Source organism: Microcoleus sp. D3_18_C2, assembly GCF_036702395.1.
Taxonomy (GTDB): Bacteria; Cyanobacteriota; Cyanobacteriia; order Cyanobacteriales; family Microcoleaceae; genus Microcoleus.
This window is the reverse complement of sequence record NZ_JAUBTG010000031.1, coordinates 55,632-72,363: the sequence shown is the minus strand read 5'-3', so window position 1 is coordinate 72,363 and position 16,732 is coordinate 55,632. Positions and strand designations below refer to the sequence as shown.

The window sequence follows — 16,732 nt, the reverse complement described above, 5'->3', positions numbered from 1 at the left end:
GTCATGAGTGGACGGGCGGGACGCCCATCCCACAATAACAATTAAAATTGTAAGTTATTTAATTCGCGATCCTAACTAATGACTAATGACTAATGACTATCTGAATGTTCGATCTTCGTTCCCAAAACTTTCAGGAATTCAGCCAACCAGTTAGGATGTGCGGGCCACGCGGGGGCGGTGACTAAATTGCCATCGACTACGGCTTCGGTAACTGGAACTTCTGTATATTTGCCGCCGGCCCGGAGTACGTCGGGGCTGCAAGCGGGGTATGCGGTGCAGCGTTTGCCTTCGAGTACGCCGGCGGCGGTTAGAACCTGTAAGCCGTGACATATAGATGCGATCGGCTTTTTGCTGTTGGCAAAGTAGCGGGTAATTTGCAGCACTTGTTCGTTGAGGCGGATGTATTCTGGGGCCCGTCCTCCGGGGATAATCAAAGCGTCGTAGTCGGCGGGGTTGATTTCGTCAAAAGTCGCGTTTAAAGTGAAGTTGTGACCGGGTTTTTCGCTGTAGGTTTGATCGCCTTCAAAGTCGTGAATTGCGGTGCGAATTGTTTGGCCTGCGGCTTTGTCCGGGCAGATGGCGTGGACGGTGTGACCTACCATTTGCAGGGCTTGGAAGGGAACCATTACTTCGTAGTCTTCTACAAAGTCGCCGACTAACATTAATATTTTTTTGACTGTCATGTTGACAACTCCTGTTATTTTGATTTGGTTAAATAGGATTAAAAAAAATGCGGGGCCGTTAAAAAGCTTGCCCCGCAAGCTATTCTGGAATCTAGAAACCGTTGCGTCCCCAAATGACCATTGAAATTGAGAAGGAGAACAGAACTAGCACCGAAACCCAACCGAGTGACAAAATATCCATAGCTATTTATTGAACAAACTGTACAAAGTGACTTCAACCCTTATCATAAGTCAATTTGAGCCATTTTTGAAATGAGGGCGCTGTGAAGGATTCGTCAAATTTTAGTGCGGCTGAACGGGTAGAATCTTTGAAGGCAGGGAGTGTTGCTGCTTTGTCTTGTTTGCTGGGTTTTGGGGCGATCGCCCTTGGTAATAGCTTAATTCTGGCGGATAGGTTGGATTCTCTGGCGAGTTTGCAGGTAAGGGAAATTGACCTAAATTTTGCCTTCAGGGCGACTATCGCACTTTTGGGCGGTTTTTTGTTCGGCGTGACTTACCGCTATGCGATTCGCCGAGATGTTAACCCGCAGCTTAAATCTGGTGCGGTGTTGGCTTTTGGGTTGGTGCGGGCTTTTGGACAGTTGGATGCTGGATTGTTTTTTGAATCGGGGAAGATGCCCGCCCTACAGGAGTTATTGCCGTTTGCGGTTCGCGGTGTCGAGAGTGTGGTATTATTTGCGATCGCGGGTTTGGTTCTGGATTGGGCGATCGGGCGATCGTGGATTAAGCCTTTCGATTCTTGAGATTTGCCGTTGGTTGGGGACAGGTTTACGATCGCCCTCCGTCAAAAACTTGTAGGGGCGGGTTCACCAATAGTTTCAAAGGATACCCAAAGACTCAAAAACCCGCCCCCACCCCGCGCGATCGCCACCCAAGTGGGGGCGGGTTTACGAGATTATCGGTTTTAGGCAATTATTGTTGGTAAAACCCGCCCCTACAGATTTAATTCCTCAAATTCTGGATTGCCGTAAACCATCTGTTTATCTACCGCCGACAAAACTTTATTGTTAGCAGCATCAGAAACTAAACACTGACAAACTAGCTGCGCTACATCTGCCCGGTGAATAGTTCCAGCAACTCGACAATCTTCTGTTAAAATACCGTTGCCTGTTGCAGGTTCCGATTTGAGTCCGCCCGGACGAATTACTGTATAAATCATCCCGCTTTCTATCAAATGATTTTCGGCTTTTTCCTTTTCAATTAAAACCGGGCGCAAAGTTTCTAAAGCTTGGGGCGGCAAAGCGCCGACACTATTACCGCTGCCGATTGATGAAACTAAAATAAATTTTTGCACGCCTGCTTTGACCGCCGCATCAATCAAGTTTTTGTTGCCCAAATAATCGGCTCTTTCCCCATCTTTGGGCAAGCCCCCAATTGTGCTGATTACGGCATGAATTGAATCGCCACCAGCCATCGCAGCTTCCATAGCTGCTGCATCCAAAGCATCGCCAGTCACGACTTTGATGCCCATTGCTTCTAATTCGGTGCTGGTTGCGGGCGATCGCAAAAGTGCAGTTACTTGCATCTTTTGTGCTGTCAGACATTTGGCGATTTCTAAGCCGACGCCTCGACTAGCACCAGCTAAAAAAATGTGGGATTTCTCTGTCATATCAATTTTGTTAAGGGGTGCAGAAATTGGTTGTTTTGAATGTAGATTATACAACATTCCTCTGTCAATTGGTGAATCAATACTCCGGACTGTTTTTAAGCAGCCAAAGTACCATAAGACAAGACTGAAGGAAGCTTAGGATGGTTTAACATCAAATCCGGGTCTAAATCTAACTTATCAATAAAGGTACAAAGTAGATGCTTAGGATCGCGAATTAAATAACTTACAATTTTAATTGTTATTGTGGGATGGGCCTAAGAGCCCGTCCTTTTTGGATGGGCTCTTAGGCCCATCCCACTTTCAAGAGTGGAAGTTATTTAATTCTCATTCCTTAGCAAAAGGCAGTAGCTTCAACATTAATCAAAACCAACAAATTGTAGTAATCAAGTCCCCTTACGACGAAATTTCTACTTGGAATACTAAACTAAATCAAACCTACATTCCTTACGGTAGAGAAGGAAGAATAGGACAACAACGTCAAGCAGTTGAAGATAGTAATGCTGGCAGGAATAGGGTTTTGCGTAGTGCGTCCAAAGCTTCTGAATACTATGATAATGCTTCTTGGGACTTGCTCGATGCTCTCGAAAACGGCACAGTTAAACTAGAGGCAATATCAGATGATAATTTACCCGAAATCATGCGAGGGATGACGCTAACAGAAAAAAGCATATGTAGCTGGAAAGAAAACCGAAAGAGAGGCCATTAAAAAGACCATCCGCGACTTATCTCAAAAGCGTACAGCATATATTGAACAACAGCGCCAATCTAGTACCAATAGTGGTGAAAATACTCTCGATCGCGTAATAATCCAAAGTCTCCGCCAGCAATTAGCCGCTAAAGGATTCAAGCTTAATTAAAAGAACGCAGACGACATTTCATCTGCGTTCATCTGTGTTTATCTGCTAATATCTGCGGTCAAAAAATCCCAATATCCCAATTTAATATCATGGTCGATCGAGCACGCTCAAAAGCTGGGGCGGGTTTACAGAATCTCTCGTTTCTATTGTAGATATTGGTGAACCCGCCCCTACAGGAATTATGGTCAATTCGCCTGACATGATATAACTACTTCGCCGCAGGTAAAGACAACTGAGGCGAAGTTTTAGGGTAGCTTCCATTCACGGGAATCGCATCCGGTTCCTGCGAAAGCAAAAACTCGCGAATAACCCTAGCAACTGCTCTTTGAGCTAAACCGCCGACTACTTTCTGCCCCATATTCTGCACTTGGGGTTTCACCAACAACTGCGGCAATAGCTGCAATACTTTCGTCCCGTCAAAACCGGGAGTTGATTGCAAAATATCCCAAATCCGTTTGATGTGTTCTAGGTTTTTTTGTTCAGTTGGTGAAACCACAGGTTGATTTGCCTTGACTCCAAACCATTCGCCGACGACTGCTTTGGCGTTAGCAAAGGCGTTGCTGGAAAGTGTGTCGAGACTCTTGACTAATTCGAGGACAATACGATCGCGAATGAAATCTCCTCTTTCGGAAAATAAATATTCTAATGCTTGGTTCAAGATTTTGCTGACATCGTAATCCTCGCTCTCGCGGGCATTGTTGAGCAAGTTTTCTAAGCGGTTCCAGCGGAATTCGCCTTGTTTGAACAGCAAATCTTGCAGGGATGCTCTCAATTCCGGTGCGGGGTCGCTCAACAGCCGTTTTGCAACGTAAGGATAGGCTTTGCTCAACACTTTGAATTCTGGATCGACATTAATGGCAATCCCTTCTAACGTGACGAGCGATCGAATAATCAAAGCATAGTAAGCTGGAACTCGGAAAGGATATTCATACATCACCGCCGAAAGCTCGTCAGTAATGCTTTTGAAATTTAGTTCGGCAACGCTAGCACCCAAAGCATTGTTAAATACGCCCGCCAAAGCAGGAATAATAGGCGTTAAATCGGTGTCTGGCGTTAAAAATTCCAACTTGACATAATCTTTTGCTAAACCTTCAAAGTCGCGGTTCACCAAATGCACCACAGCTTCCAACAAGCCGTATCGCTGATAAGGTTTAACTTCGCTCATCATCCCGAAATCGAGATAAGCTAATTGACCGTCAGGAGTTGCCAAAAGATTGCCGGGATGCGGATCGGCGTGAAAGAAACCGTGTTCTAGAAGTTGTCTGAGAGAGCACTGCACCCCCACTTCAATTAAGTAAGGAGCGTCGATTCCTTGAGCTTTAACGGCCTCTAAATTCGTAAGTTTGATGCCGGTGATCCACTCCATTGTTAAGACGCGGCGGCGGGTATATTCCCAGTAGATGCTGGGAACATAAATGTCTTTGATGTGGCCGTAGAGTTGGGCAAACCGTTCGGCATTTTGACCTTCGTGGGTGTAGTCCATTTCTTCGTAAATGCGCTCGCCCAACTCGTCCATAATGCCTGCGAGGTCACTGCGAATTATTTTGAAGTTGTTTTGTGCCCAAACTGCAAGACGCCGCAGGATGTAGATATCTAAGCCGATGTTTTCGGCTAAACCCGGTCGCTGCACTTTGATTGCGACTGTTTCTCCGGTTTTGAGTTTGCCTTTGTAGACTTGTCCGAGAGATGCTGCGGCGATCGGATCGGGGCTGATTTCTGCGTAGATGTCTTTGGGGTGGGCGCCCAATTCTTCTTGGATGAATTGATATGCTACTTCGTTGGGAAATGCTGGCAATTGGTCTTGCAGCGTTGTTAGTTCTTCTAAATATACTGGCGGTACTAAGTCGGGGCGTGTTGAGAGTGCTTGTCCGATTTTGATGAAAGCTGGGCCGAGTTGACCCAGAATTTCTCGCAGTCGGACGGCGCGGCGCTTTTCGTTGGTGGCGGTACGACCTGTTTTGCCGTCGAACCACACACTGAAGGCAAAGCTAAAAAATGTCCAAACAACGCTCGACAGCCTTCCCCAGACTTGTAGAGGTCGATTTCGGTACTGGGCTGCGATCGCCACTGGATCGTACCGAACAGCATCTCCGGCTAACTCGAAAGCTATGTCTCTGGCTGATTTGAGCCGATCGTCCGTTACGTGCTCCGTCTCTAGTGATACTGGTACTGCTTGCAGGGGAATTGTATTTGCATCTTGGAGATTGCTTAGTACAGCCTGAGTCCCTGAATTTACATAAGTTGGCGGGGAGGCTGGCGATACTGTCTTGACATTCATAAATCAGACCTAGTGTGAAGCATTGTAAATATATTGTAACAATTTAAGGAAGAAGACCCTTCTTCCTTCTTATATACTTACTCGCCGCTGGATCTTTGGAGTCGATCGCGAATGCCTGATAGTTGCGATTGGCTGCTGACGGGCGATCGAGGTTGGGGCATTTCGGTATCGGGCCAGTTCGGTAAGTCGTTACAGGGACAGAACTCCGGGGGCATTCCGGTTTGTTTGAACACTACGGGCATAGCGCAGCGCGCGCAGGGACTGATTTCCCAAGCTGGCGTCAGCAGTTGGGCAATTGTTTCGTTTGTGCCTTCGAGGTAACAGTCTCCGCTGTCGCGGGAGATGATTTTTTGCCAGCAGTCTTCAAATTCCTGGCTGTAGCGATCGCCCGCATTTACCGATTTGGGCTCCAGCGCTTCGGAACCGTTGCGAATTAATACTTTTTTGCCTAACTGAAACCAGTAAGCAATATATTTTCTTACTTCACTATCTGATGCCATAACTTTTAGTCAACCCTTCAACTAATTGATTATTTTAGACTTTGAATTTGAAATCACCACTCTTTCTTAAGAGACATTTTATCTTTTACATAATTTCAAAATTCGGCTATTCCTCATGTCTAATTGTTGGGCTTCCCCCCTAGGGATTAGGTTTTTTTACTAATTTATATGACTCTTGATTTTTCAATCTTAGTTAAAATCATAGCTGATTTTTAGTTAAAATTGTCGTTCGGGAAACCGATATTTTTTCTCTCTTGTCGATCGCGACTCTGGCTGTTAATTTTTCGCTACAGGCGGCAGTGGCGTACCCAAAGCGGTGAGATTCAAGGCGTAACCTCCGGTGGCGAGATAAACAGTATCGGCGATCGCCCCGATGTGGCGCACGAGAGTGCCGAGGCGATCGCGAAACAGCCGCCCCGCCGGATAAGCAGGCACAACACCCCATCCGGTTTCTTCCCCTACCAAAATTACATCAGCCGCCGCCGACTTCAAACAGGCGAGCAAATCTTGCTGCGTAGTCGCCCAAACAGCCGCTTCTTGTTCCAAAAGATTCGCCGTCCAAGTTCCCAGAGAATCAATCAACAAGCAATCTGAGGGCTTGCTGGCTTGCACAACTGCTGACAAGTCGATCGGCACTTCTAGAGTTTTCCAATCAACCCGACGGCGATTTCGGTGCTGTTCGAGGCGACGAATCCACTCCAAATCAGCTTCATCAACCTGACCGGTAGCCACATAAATTACTTGTTTTCCCGAACCCGCCGCCAGAGTTTCGGCCCATTCACTTTTGCCACTTCGGGCCGGCCCAGTTACTAAGATTAATTGTCTAGATGTGGTGGGTTCTGAGTTACTCATTAGTCAGTCGATTTTAGATTTTAGATTTTAGATTTTAGATTTACTCCACAACAAATGATTTTGGGAGATTGAAGTTTGGTTAAAATTTTTGGGCTGCTCGCGACTAATGTTGCGGGCTTGTCTCCCTTCTTTGGGCGGGGTAACATACAAAGGATTAAACATAATTCCCAATTGCCAATTCCCAATTAGCAATTACCAATTATGATTTAAACGGCTAACTACCAAATGCTTTTTAAGCGATAATAGCATTGATGAGACAAGATCAGAGTAAGTCGATCGAGAACCCCCGTATTTCCCAAGCTGTTATTTATGCCAGATCGTCCTCAGATATCAGCGATTATTTGCACCCACAATCGCGCCGCCTATTTAGGTGGGGCGATCGACAGCTTGCTGGTACAGGATTTTCCCGACAACTTTGAAGTAGTAGTAGTGGATAACGCTTCTAGCGATTATGCAAGCCCCGAAAGTTCGACTTCGCGCACCCGCGAGGTGGTAGAAGCAAGACAGGGCGATCGGCGCCTCAAGTACGTCTGGGAGCCGGAAATCGGTCTGTCAGTAGCCCGGAACACCGGCGCAAAGGAAGCTGGCAGTGAAATATTAGCTTATCTCGACGACGACGCTATTGCTGAGCCCAATTGGCTCAGGGTGCTGCACGCGGCTTATCAAAGCAATCAAAAACTCGCCGTAGCTGGTGGCAAAGTAAATTTGCTCTGGCCTTCGGGAGTCAGCCCGCCCGAATGGCTGTCACCGGGATTGGCCCAGAACTTGGGATCATACGATTTAGGCGATACTTACCTATACGTGACTGCTGCCGGTTTGACTCCCAGGGGAGTAAACTACTCAATCCGGCGCGCTTTTCTCGAACAAATTGGCGGCTTCGATGTCAAACTCGGTAGAGTCGGCACAAAATTGCTGTCAAATGAAGAGTTGCGGGCCACAGAATTAGCTTTAGAGTTAGGTTGGCAAGTAGTTTATCTACCGGAGGCCCTGGTGCTTCACCATGTCGCGACAGAAAGGCTCAACAAAGCTTGGTTTCTAGAGCGCGGGTGGTGGCAAGGCATCAGCGAGTGTTATCGCGAACAATTGTCCGATCGAGCCGGTATTGCTCAGCTTGGGTGGGGGGGTGAAAGAATCTTGAGGGGTGTCTGGAAGTCTTTTAAATATATTAGAGATCCAGGGCTGCGCTTTGAAAATTTCGTTTTTGCCTGGGGTCAAATCGGTTATTTGATCGCAGCCATCCGCGGCCTGATTTTTGCACCGAAATCGACCAGCAGGCATTAGGCTATAGGCAATATCCCTCGCTGCTCAAGTCGTCGGCCCTGCTGTGCCGATCGCACTTCATCCACAAAAAACTCGACCGCATTCAGGTTCAAGCACTCGATTATGACATCTAGTTCATCCAAGATTCCGGTTTCAGTTCTCATTCCGGCAAAAGACGAAGAACTTAATCTACCAGCGTGTCTGGCCAGCATTGCTAGGGCGGATGAAGTTTTCATGGTTGATTCCCAAAGCAGCGATCGCACCGTAGAAATTGCCATCAGCACCGGCGCCAAAGTAGTGCAATTCTACTTCGACAACCGCTGGCCGAAAAAGAAAAATTGGTCATTGGACAATCTGCCCTTTCGCAACGAATGGGTATTAATTGTCGATTGCGACGAGCGCATTCCCCCGGAACTTTGGGACGAAATCGCGCAGGCGATCGAAGACCCCAATTTTGACGGCTACTACCTCAACCGCAAAGTCTTCTTTTTAGGTCAGTGGCTGCGTTACGGCGGCCGATATCCCGACTGGAATTTGCGTTTGTTCAAGCATCAAAAAGGACGTTACGAAAATCTCGGCACTGAATCCGTCCCCAATACTGGCGACAACGAAGTTCACGAACACGTAATTTTAGCCGGTCAAGTCGGCTACTTAAAAAATGACATGATCCACGAGGATTATCGCGATTTATTTCACTGGATAGAACGGCATAACCGCTATTCTAATTGGGAAGCTCGCGTTTATTACAATATTATTGAAGGCCGCGACGACAGCGGCACTATTGGCGCTCACCTATTTGGAGATGCAGTGCAGCGGAAGCGATTTCTCAAAAAAGTTTGGGTGCGGCTGCCTTTTAAACCAATGCTCAGATTTATTTTATTTTACTTCATTCAGCTCGGCTTTTTGGATGGCAAAGCTGGCTATATTTATGCAAGGTTATTGAGTCAATATGAGTATCAAATTAATGCAAAACTTTACGAGTTGCGTTGTTGTGGCGGTCAGTTAAATGTGGCAGAACCTGAGCCTACTCTGTCGCCGCCAGTAGTTATCACTCAGGAGACCGAAGTTAAATTGCCTTAATATTTTGGAAGCATGGGGGAATTGGGAATTAGGAAAGCCAGCCCATAGCGAGTGGCTTGAGACATTTTCATTTAATAAGTTCTTCGAGGGATGGAAAAAGCAATTTTTCTGCGCTCACTTTTTCGCAATCACAAGGCTGTTGACTGGCGGATATTGCTGATACTTTTCCCAGCAGCAATTGGATGCTTTCTATTAGCAATGGTAGAGTTAATAAAATAATTGATGCAGAGACTAGCAAGCTAATTAAGCCGTCAGCCCAATTCCAGTGCAGCCACGCTACGGCGATCGCAGCTAAAATTACTCCAACCGATGAAAAAATGTCGGCGACTGCGTGCAGAAAGGCGCTTTTGAGATTTAAGTCACCGTGACAGCAGGAATGCAAGCAACAAGCATTGATCGAGTTGATGCTTAAACCGACTATGGCGGTAATTAACATCGGGAGTCCTTCTACTTCGGGTGTTGGGGACTGCAAACGGGCGATCGACTCTGCGGCAATCCAAAGGGCGATCGCTACTAAACTGATACTATTAATTAAAGCAGCAATGATTTCTCCTCGTTCAGGAATTGGCGATTGTGCGATCGCACAATCCACCGATTTACTTCTTTTTCGTGACGAGTACCAAGTCGCTGTCAAAGTTATTGCTAAAGCTGCTACATCTGAAAAAACGTGACCCGCATCTGCTAATAGGGACAAACTATGAGAATTAAGTGCGGCGATTAACTCTGCTACAAAAAAGCTGCTAAGCAGTACCAATGCTGTTTGTAAAAGTCGCACTTTGCCAATTCTGGGATTTGTCTTCTCGCATTGTGCGATATCCTTGGCGTTTTTCGAGTCAAAATTGTCCCTAACTAGAAATGTCATGCAGCAGTCCTTAAGGTTAAACTCGATTTTAAATTAAACATTAAATTAACTATCAATGACCGATTATATACCAAATCCCCACCAAGATCCGGAAAATTCGACCGCAAATTCCCCAAATCCTGAAATAAACGATCGTCCAATTAGCGACAATCACGCAAATACTTTGACAGGCGAATCTTTGGTTGATTTGCGGAAGTACGATCAATCAAAGTTCGATCGAGGAAAGCCTACTTGGCTAATTTTGCTGTGGTGGTTGGTGCAGGCGATCGCCTTTCCTCTCACTCCACACCCTTTTAATCGCATCAGAAGCGGCTTGCTGCGGTTATTTGGAGCGAAAATAGGTCGGGGTGTGATCATTCGTCCCACGGCTCGTTTTACCTATCCTTGGAAAATTGCCATCGGCGATTACAGTTGGATCGGAGATGATGTTGTATTGTACAGTCTGGATCGAATTGCGATCGGCAAACACTGCGTCATTTCTCAAAAAAGCTACCTCTGCACCGGCACTCATGACCCTCAAGACCCCGCCTTTGGCTTAATAACAGCACCTGCGATCATTAATAACGGCGTTTGGATTGCCGCCGACTGCTTCATTGGCCCTGGTGTCGAAATCGGTGCTAACGCTTTAATCGGAGCTCGCAGCAGCGTCTTTAAAAATATGCCTGCAGGCTTTATTTGCACAGGAACACCTTGTCGTCCCCGCTGTCAGCGAGAAATTAACCAAAGTTCGTAAGGATCGCGAATTAAATAACTTACAATTTTAATTGTTATTGTGGGATGGGCGTCCCGCCCGTCCACTCATGACGGGCGGGACGCCCATCCCACTTTCAAGAGTGGAAGTTATTTAATTCTCATTCCTAAGAGACATTGTACCAGGAAACTAAGCAGCTTTACAAGCTTGCTGCCGAATAGGAATTTCAATGACGAATTCTATTCCCTTTCCTAATCCAGGCTGGCAGTATAATCTGCCCCCATGCTTTTCAACGATAATTTGGTAACTGATAGATAACCCCAACCCAGTTCCTTTACCGATAGGTTTCGTGGTAAAAAAAGGGTCAAATAGTTTCGGCTTTAAACTTTCGCAAACTCCCCGACCGTTGTCACTAATATGAATAGCCACCCAATTCTCATCAATTACTTTTGTAGCAATTTGAATGCGGTTCTTGTGTTGTTTCACTTCTGCAAAAGAACGCTGCTGATTCGATTCCTCTAAAGCATCAATGGCATTGGAAATAATATTCATAAACACTTGATTTAATTGTCCGGCATGACATTCTACTGGTGGAAGCTGACCGTACTTTTTTATTAATTCAATCTCAGGATGCTCTGGTTTTGCTTTTAAACGATGATGCAGGATGGTGAGTGTACTATCAATTCCTTCATGAATATTTACAGATTTCACCTCTGCCTCATCTAGGCGAGAAAAGATTCGCATAGACTTAACAATCTCCTGGATGCGCTGCGTTCCTAAGTTGATTGAGTTAAGAACTTTGATAAAATCTTCCTCCACAAATTCCAGTTCTATTTCATCCATTGCTGCTTGAATCCGAGGGGTGGGATTTACATAATCTTCTTGATAGAGATGTATTATTTTTAGTAAGTTGTGAGCGTACTCTTGGGCATAACCCAGATTGCCAGAGATGAAATTTATAGGGTTGTTTATTTCATGAGCAATCCCAGCCGCCATTTGCCCTAATCCGGACATCTTCTCGCTTTGAATTAACTTAAGTTGCAGTTGTTTTAAATCTTCATAGGCTTGGCTCACTTCTAAAACTTTTTGCTCCAATAATGTATTATTTTCTTCTAACTTCTCAGTTAAAACATGAAGCTTTAAATGCAGCTTGACGCGAGCTAATACTTCCTCCTGTTGGAAAGGTTTGGTAATATAATCTACAGCCCCAAGCTTAAAACCCTCAACTTTATTAGCCGTATCCGAGAGCGCAGTCATAAATATAATGGGAATCTGTTTAGTTTCTGGATTAGCCTGTAATCGACGACAGGTTTCAAATCCATCAATTTCTGGCATCATGACATCTAGCAAGATTAGATCTGGGAGAGCATATTTGACTCGCTCTAGTGCCATCTTTCCAGATTTCGCGACCCGAACTTCAAATCCTTCCTGACTTAAGGCATCAGATAAGACACCCAAGTTGGCTGAATTGTCATCAACTATAAGGATTGTACCATTTGCTTGAATTTCTGAATTCATAAACCTTACTTGTAGGACTGAATAAACGTTAAAATCTCTTCGTCTTGAAAGTCTTTTGCCATTTGATGCAATCTTTTAGCAAAGGGAATGTATTGGGGATCTATTTGTTCCAGTAATACCGCCTGCTTAACTATTTCTAGGAAATTTCCCTTCATAGCCAGTTCGTATAGCATTTCCATTTGTGTAGCAGGCGGGGGAATTAGCTCATCGGTGTCTGATGCGATCGCCTGTGGATCTTCATTAGCTTCATAAACCCATTCCAAATCCAGATACTGTTGTAATTTTTGCAGGAGCTCTGTTGCCTGAATAGGTTTGGGAATAAAGGCATTACCTCCTGCTTCTAAACTTCTGTATTGATCGGTTTCAAATACGCTGGCAGAAGAGACAATAATAACGGTGTCTTTGAAATTTTCCGATTCTCGAACCCGCTTAATCACCTCGAAGCCATCGAGTTCGGGCATTAATAAATCGGTAACAATTAAATCTGGCTGCACTTCTAGAATTTTTTCCCAGCCTTCCTGCCCATCGTTCGCTTCAGACACCTCAAAGCCGAGCGGACTGAGCAAATTGCTAATGACCGAACGGTTAGCCCATTTGTCATCAATAACCACAATCTTAGGTTGGCGGTGTTTGATGCCGATAATCTGCCCGCGATGGTCGATTTGAGATGTTTTAACCCATTCATCGGCTTGAGATAGATTGACATCAAACCAGAAAATACTGCCAACATTAATCTCACTTTGAACTTGAATGGTACTGCCCATTAGTTCTACAATCCTTTGGCTAATTGCCAGTCCCAATCCCGTGCCTTCCGTCTGCCGTCTGCGATCGCCTACCTGCTCGAAGGGCTGAAAGATAGCTTGGAGTTGATCCTGTGCAATGCCGGTACCTGTATCGCGTATTTCAAAGCGAATTTTTTCTTCTGTGGCAAAACTGACTATAAAAGTAACACTGCCCTCATCCGTAAATTTAATAGCGTTGCTTAAAAGATTAATTAAGACTTGTCGCAAGCGTTTTTCATCCGCACGAATCCCGATCGGCAGTTCGGGGCTTGATGGAAAATGAAAGTGAATTCCCTTTAGTTCAGCTCGGATACGACACATTTCTGCGACACCTTGCAGGAACGCCGGGAAATGAAAATCCGTGGGCATTAGTTCCACTTTCTGTGCTTCAATCTTCGACAAGTCGAGAATATCATTGATTAAGGTCAGTAAATGGGAACCGCACTGATAAATAACATCAATGCGCGATCGCTCTTCTTCATTCAAGACTTTGGAACGCTGAAGAATCTGCGCGTAGCCCATGATGCCATTAAGCGGAGTCCGCAATTCATGGCTCATGTTAGCAAGGAATTCACTTTTTGCCCGACTAGCTGCTTCTGCGGCTTCCCTGGCTTTTGCCATTACGAATTCCGCTTGTTTGCGATCGTGGATATCGGTGCAAGTGCCAACCCACTCCCGGATGCTGCCATCTTCATTCAGAATTGGCACCCCTCTAACTTGAAAATAACGATAGTTTCCATCCGCTCCGCGGAGTTGATATTCTATGTCATACAGGCTTCTCGTTTGCACTGCTTCGAGCCAGACTTGATTGGTTCGTTCGGAATCGTCCGGGTGAATTGCATCTAACCAGCCAAAACCAATTACCTCAGCTTCGGTTTGTCCGGTGTAAGCTCTCCAACTCGGTAGATCCGGGCATCTTCCTTCAGCATCCGCTGTCCAGACAATTTGGGATGTGGCAACTATTAGCGATCGATAGCGTTCTTCGCTTTGTTTGATAGCATCTTCTGCTTGTTTGCGATCGCTAATGTCATTATTAATTTCGAGTTGGGCACAAGGCTTTCCTTCCCCATCGCGCTGTAATGTCCAGCGACTTGCCACAATAATCTGCCGACGATCGCTGGTGGTGTGCTGCACTTCTCCTTCCCAACTTCCCTGCTGGAAAAACTCTGCCCTTACGATTTCTAACGGTTTAGGAAAGGCTGTTTCCAAGCAGGTGTGAATGTACTCCCCGACTACTTGGGCTTTTGTCCAACCATAGAGCTTTTCTGCACCTTGGTTCCAGTATATGATGCGGTCATCCATATCCCGAATAATGATACCATCGCTGGCTAAGTCTAGTATTTCTAGGGTTTGACGGAGTGTTTGCTCGACTTTTTTGCGATCGCTAATATCTCGTGTTGTGGCGATGATTCCCAGGATATTACCCTTAGCATCCCGCCAAGGAGCTTTTGTAGTAAAAAAAGTCCCGGTGGTCTCACCATGAAAGACATCTTCCTCGTAACTCTCAGTGATTCCTGCTGCCATGAGTTGGCGATCTTTTGCCATAATTGCACGGGCCGTGTCAGGCGGCAGTAATTCCAAATCATCTTTGCCGATGATTTCCTCAATGGGCTTGCCTATGAAGTTTGCCAAATTGGAGTTAAGGGCAACATGACGACCTTCCCGATCTTTAACGACAATGAAGTCTGGTGTACTTTCCAAAATAGATTTGAGCAGTGCATTACGATCGCGCAACTCTGCTTCCATTTGTTTGCGATCGTTAATGTTTCGTGCTATGGCGATCAGGCCGATAATATTGCCCTGAGCGTCCCGCCAAGGGGCTTTTGTGGTTAAAAAAGAAGTATTCTCTTTACCATTGAAAACCTCTTCTTCGTAGCTTTCAGTAAGGCCTGCTTCCATGATCTGGCGGTCTTTTGCCATTATTGCAACGGCGGCAGCCGGAGGAAGGAGTTCCGAATCATCTTTACCGATAATTTCCTCAATGGGTCTACCGTAAAAGGATTTTGCGACCTCGGAATTAAGGGCAACATATCGGCCTTCCCGGTCTTTAACCACAATTATGTCTGGCGTACTTTCCAAAATAGAGCTCAGCAAGACGTTGCGATCGCGCAGCGCAGCTTGCTGTTGGCGCAGAGCTTCTTCTGCTTGCTTGCGATCGGTAATATCTGTATTAGCTCCAATCCATTCCCGAATTGAACCATCCGCGTTCAGAATTGGTACACCACGACAACTCATGTACCGATATACCCCGTCATGACGGCGCATACGAAATTCAACTTCATAGAGCGATCGATTGGCAATAGCAGTTGACCAGGCAGTAACCATAGACGAGCGATCGTCTGGATGGATAGCCTTGATCCCACCCCCTCCTTTGTAATCATCAAATGTCTGTCCTGTAAATGCACTCCAAGTAGGTTGCTCGATCGCCATTTCGCCGTCGGCATTGCAGATCCAAATAATTTGAGCGCTGGCTTCCATCAAAGAACGAAATCTTTCTTCACTTTGTTTCAGGACATCTTCTGCGATTTTGCGATCGCGAATATCCCGCGTAATAGTGGCAATTCCTATGGGTTCATTAGTCTCTGGATCTTTGATCAAAAATAGGGTGTAATCTACCGCGATGGGTTCACCTGTCACGAAATGTCTGAAGCGGAAATCACTCCGCCAACTTCCCTCTTGCATTATTGCAGGCATAATAAACTGCTGTACAAAGTCCAAATCTTCTGCCATGAAAAAGTCGTTCATGTGTTTGGTTTTGGCTTCGTCCAAACTGCTGAGTCCCACCAAATCCAGACCAGCCTGATTCACTAGCATCGGGCGACCATCCATTGAGGCAACGCCAATAAAGTCACGGCTGTTCTCGATCGTTGTAGCGAGCAATTGCCGTTCTTCCTCTGCTTTTTTGCGATCGCGAATATCCCGCGCAATAGTGGAGATAAACTCGACTTCACCCGCTGCGGTTTTGTGAACGATCAAAACCTGGGAGACTGGAATTTCTTCCCCATCGCATGACAAAAACAGAGTTTCACCAGTCCACCGGCCCTCTCGCAAGGCGGTGGGAATTACTTCGTTGTGGAATTTTGCCGTTGCTGAGGGAGCTAACACAGAATCTATACTAAACGAAGCTCGTGCTTCCTCTGGGGACATCCCCAGCATTTCCTGTCCGGCTTTGTTGAGATAGACGCTATGCCCTGTCGTATCAGAAACTCCTACTAAGTCGGAAGTTGCTTCCAAAATGGCCGTCAGTCGTGCCTGCTTTTGTTCTGCCCGCTTGCGATCGGTAATTTCAATCACAAGGGCACCAACACCAAAAACCAGGTCATTTTCATCCCGCAAAGGATAGTAAGATGCTTGCCAGTAGCGCAGGAGGCCCGGTTGTCTCGGAGTTTCACCCACTACTTCATAGTCGAGAATTGGCTTGCCCGTATCCAGAATTTCTTGCAAAATTGGTCCCAGATTCGCAGCCAATTCTGGCAGCACTTCACACAGCGACCTACCAATATGATCTGCCACACAAATGCCATTGATCTCGGCCATAGCTTCGTTAATTTGGACGTACCGGAGTTGGCGGTCTAAAATCATCAGTCCGGCATTCGCAGCAGCAAAAAAAGCCTCGAAGTGAGCCTGTCGCAATACCTCTGCTGTTGTGCTCTCTTGCTGTGGCGGTTGGGTTTTCTCTGGTGGGAATTTGCTCATGTTGGCTCGTGCATTTCAGCTTTTATTCTAGAACTTCTGTCCAATTGTGCGATCGCAAGGTTTT

The 16,732-nt window shown here is 45.9% G+C and carries 15 protein-coding genes; 5 read left to right on the top strand and 10 right to left on the bottom strand.

Annotated features, from left to right (window positions below; genetic code table 11):
- Positions 1-89: 89 nt before the first annotated feature.
- Together QUA88_RS18645 and petN are read right to left on the bottom strand one after the other, a co-directional pair.
- Entirely contained in the window at positions 90-683 is a 594-nt protein-coding gene (locus QUA88_RS18645) for a DJ-1/PfpI family protein (protein WP_333211236.1), read from the bottom strand.
- A 91-nt stretch (positions 684-774) separates the two neighbouring features.
- The gene (gene petN / locus QUA88_RS18640; protein ID WP_071883976.1) at positions 775-864 is read right to left on the bottom strand and encodes a cytochrome b6-f complex subunit PetN; all 90 of its coding nucleotides are present in this window, start codon (positions 862-864) and stop codon (positions 775-777) included.
- An 82-nt stretch (positions 865-946) separates the two neighbouring features.
- Between petN and QUA88_RS18635 the strand changes: the two genes are divergently transcribed.
- Positions 947-1,426 (top strand): hypothetical protein, encoded by a 480-nt coding sequence (locus tag QUA88_RS18635; RefSeq protein WP_333054438.1) that lies wholly within the window; start codon positions 947-949, stop codon positions 1,424-1,426.
- 191 nt (positions 1,427-1,617) lie between these two features.
- Here QUA88_RS18635 and QUA88_RS18630 read toward each other — a convergent pair whose 3' ends face one another.
- On the bottom strand, positions 1,618-2,292 hold the full coding sequence (locus QUA88_RS18630) for an SDR family oxidoreductase (RefSeq protein WP_333054437.1): 675 nt from the start codon (positions 2,290-2,292) through the stop codon (positions 1,618-1,620).
- 271 nt (positions 2,293-2,563) lie between these two features.
- Here QUA88_RS18630 and QUA88_RS18625 point away from each other — a divergent pair, with 271 nt between their 5' ends.
- Positions 2,564-2,998 (top strand): hypothetical protein, encoded by a 435-nt coding sequence (locus QUA88_RS18625; RefSeq protein ID WP_333055379.1) that lies wholly within the window; start codon positions 2,564-2,566, stop codon positions 2,996-2,998.
- Positions 2,999-3,357: 359 nt separating this feature from the next.
- Here the strand turns inward: QUA88_RS18625 and QUA88_RS18620 are convergent, their stop codons facing one another.
- The 3 genes from QUA88_RS18620 to cobU form a co-directional block, all read right to left on the bottom strand.
- The gene (locus QUA88_RS18620; protein ID WP_333273078.1) at positions 3,358-5,427 is read right to left on the bottom strand and encodes an AarF/ABC1/UbiB kinase family protein; all 2,070 of its coding nucleotides are present in this window, start codon (positions 5,425-5,427) and stop codon (positions 3,358-3,360) included.
- A gap of 77 nt (positions 5,428-5,504) precedes the next feature.
- The gene (locus QUA88_RS18615) at positions 5,505-5,927 is read right to left on the bottom strand and encodes a hypothetical protein (RefSeq protein ID WP_333055383.1); all 423 of its coding nucleotides are present in this window, start codon (positions 5,925-5,927) and stop codon (positions 5,505-5,507) included.
- Positions 5,928-6,203: 276 nt separating this feature from the next.
- Complete coding sequence (gene cobU / locus QUA88_RS18610) at positions 6,204-6,779, bottom strand: bifunctional adenosylcobinamide kinase/adenosylcobinamide-phosphate guanylyltransferase (protein ID WP_333055385.1); 576 nt, start codon at positions 6,777-6,779, stop codon at positions 6,204-6,206.
- A 309-nt stretch (positions 6,780-7,088) separates the two neighbouring features.
- Here cobU and QUA88_RS18605 point away from each other — a divergent pair, with 309 nt between their 5' ends.
- Positions 7,089-8,060, top strand: a complete 972-nt coding sequence (locus QUA88_RS18605) for a glycosyltransferase family 2 protein (RefSeq protein ID WP_333055386.1) — start codon at positions 7,089-7,091, stop codon at positions 8,058-8,060.
- On the opposite strand, the gene QUA88_RS18600 is transcribed toward QUA88_RS18605, so the two are convergent.
- On the bottom strand, positions 8,057-8,275 hold the full coding sequence (locus QUA88_RS18600) for a hypothetical protein (RefSeq protein WP_333055490.1): 219 nt from the start codon (positions 8,273-8,275) through the stop codon (positions 8,057-8,059). The genes QUA88_RS18605 and QUA88_RS18600 overlap by 4 nt on opposite strands.
- Here QUA88_RS18600 and QUA88_RS18595 point away from each other — a divergent pair.
- Positions 8,184-9,119: a glycosyltransferase family 2 protein gene (locus tag QUA88_RS18595; protein ID WP_333209095.1), complete on the top strand. Its 936-nt coding sequence runs from the start codon at positions 8,184-8,186 to the stop codon at positions 9,117-9,119. The genes QUA88_RS18600 and QUA88_RS18595 overlap by 92 nt on opposite strands.
- A gap of 67 nt (positions 9,120-9,186) precedes the next feature.
- Here QUA88_RS18595 and QUA88_RS18590 read toward each other — a convergent pair whose 3' ends face one another.
- Positions 9,187-9,981: a cation diffusion facilitator family transporter gene (locus tag QUA88_RS18590; RefSeq protein ID WP_333055388.1), complete on the bottom strand. Its 795-nt coding sequence runs from the start codon at positions 9,979-9,981 to the stop codon at positions 9,187-9,189.
- A 55-nt stretch (positions 9,982-10,036) separates the two neighbouring features.
- Here QUA88_RS18590 and hpsU point away from each other — a divergent pair, with 55 nt between their 5' ends.
- Positions 10,037-10,714 (top strand): hormogonium polysaccharide biosynthesis acetyltransferase HpsU, encoded by a 678-nt coding sequence (gene hpsU, locus QUA88_RS18585; protein ID WP_333273074.1) that lies wholly within the window; start codon positions 10,037-10,039, stop codon positions 10,712-10,714.
- Positions 10,715-10,861: 147 nt separating this feature from the next.
- On the opposite strand, the gene QUA88_RS18580 is transcribed toward hpsU, so the two are convergent.
- Both QUA88_RS18580 and QUA88_RS18575 read right to left on the bottom strand, forming a co-directional pair.
- Positions 10,862-12,190, bottom strand: a complete 1,329-nt coding sequence (locus tag QUA88_RS18580) for a response regulator (RefSeq protein ID WP_333055391.1) — start codon at positions 12,188-12,190, stop codon at positions 10,862-10,864.
- A gap of 5 nt (positions 12,191-12,195) precedes the next feature.
- Positions 12,196-16,668 (bottom strand): PAS domain S-box protein, encoded by a 4,473-nt coding sequence (locus QUA88_RS18575; RefSeq protein ID WP_333273071.1) that lies wholly within the window; start codon positions 16,666-16,668, stop codon positions 12,196-12,198.
- Positions 16,669-16,732: the final 64 nt, after the last annotated feature.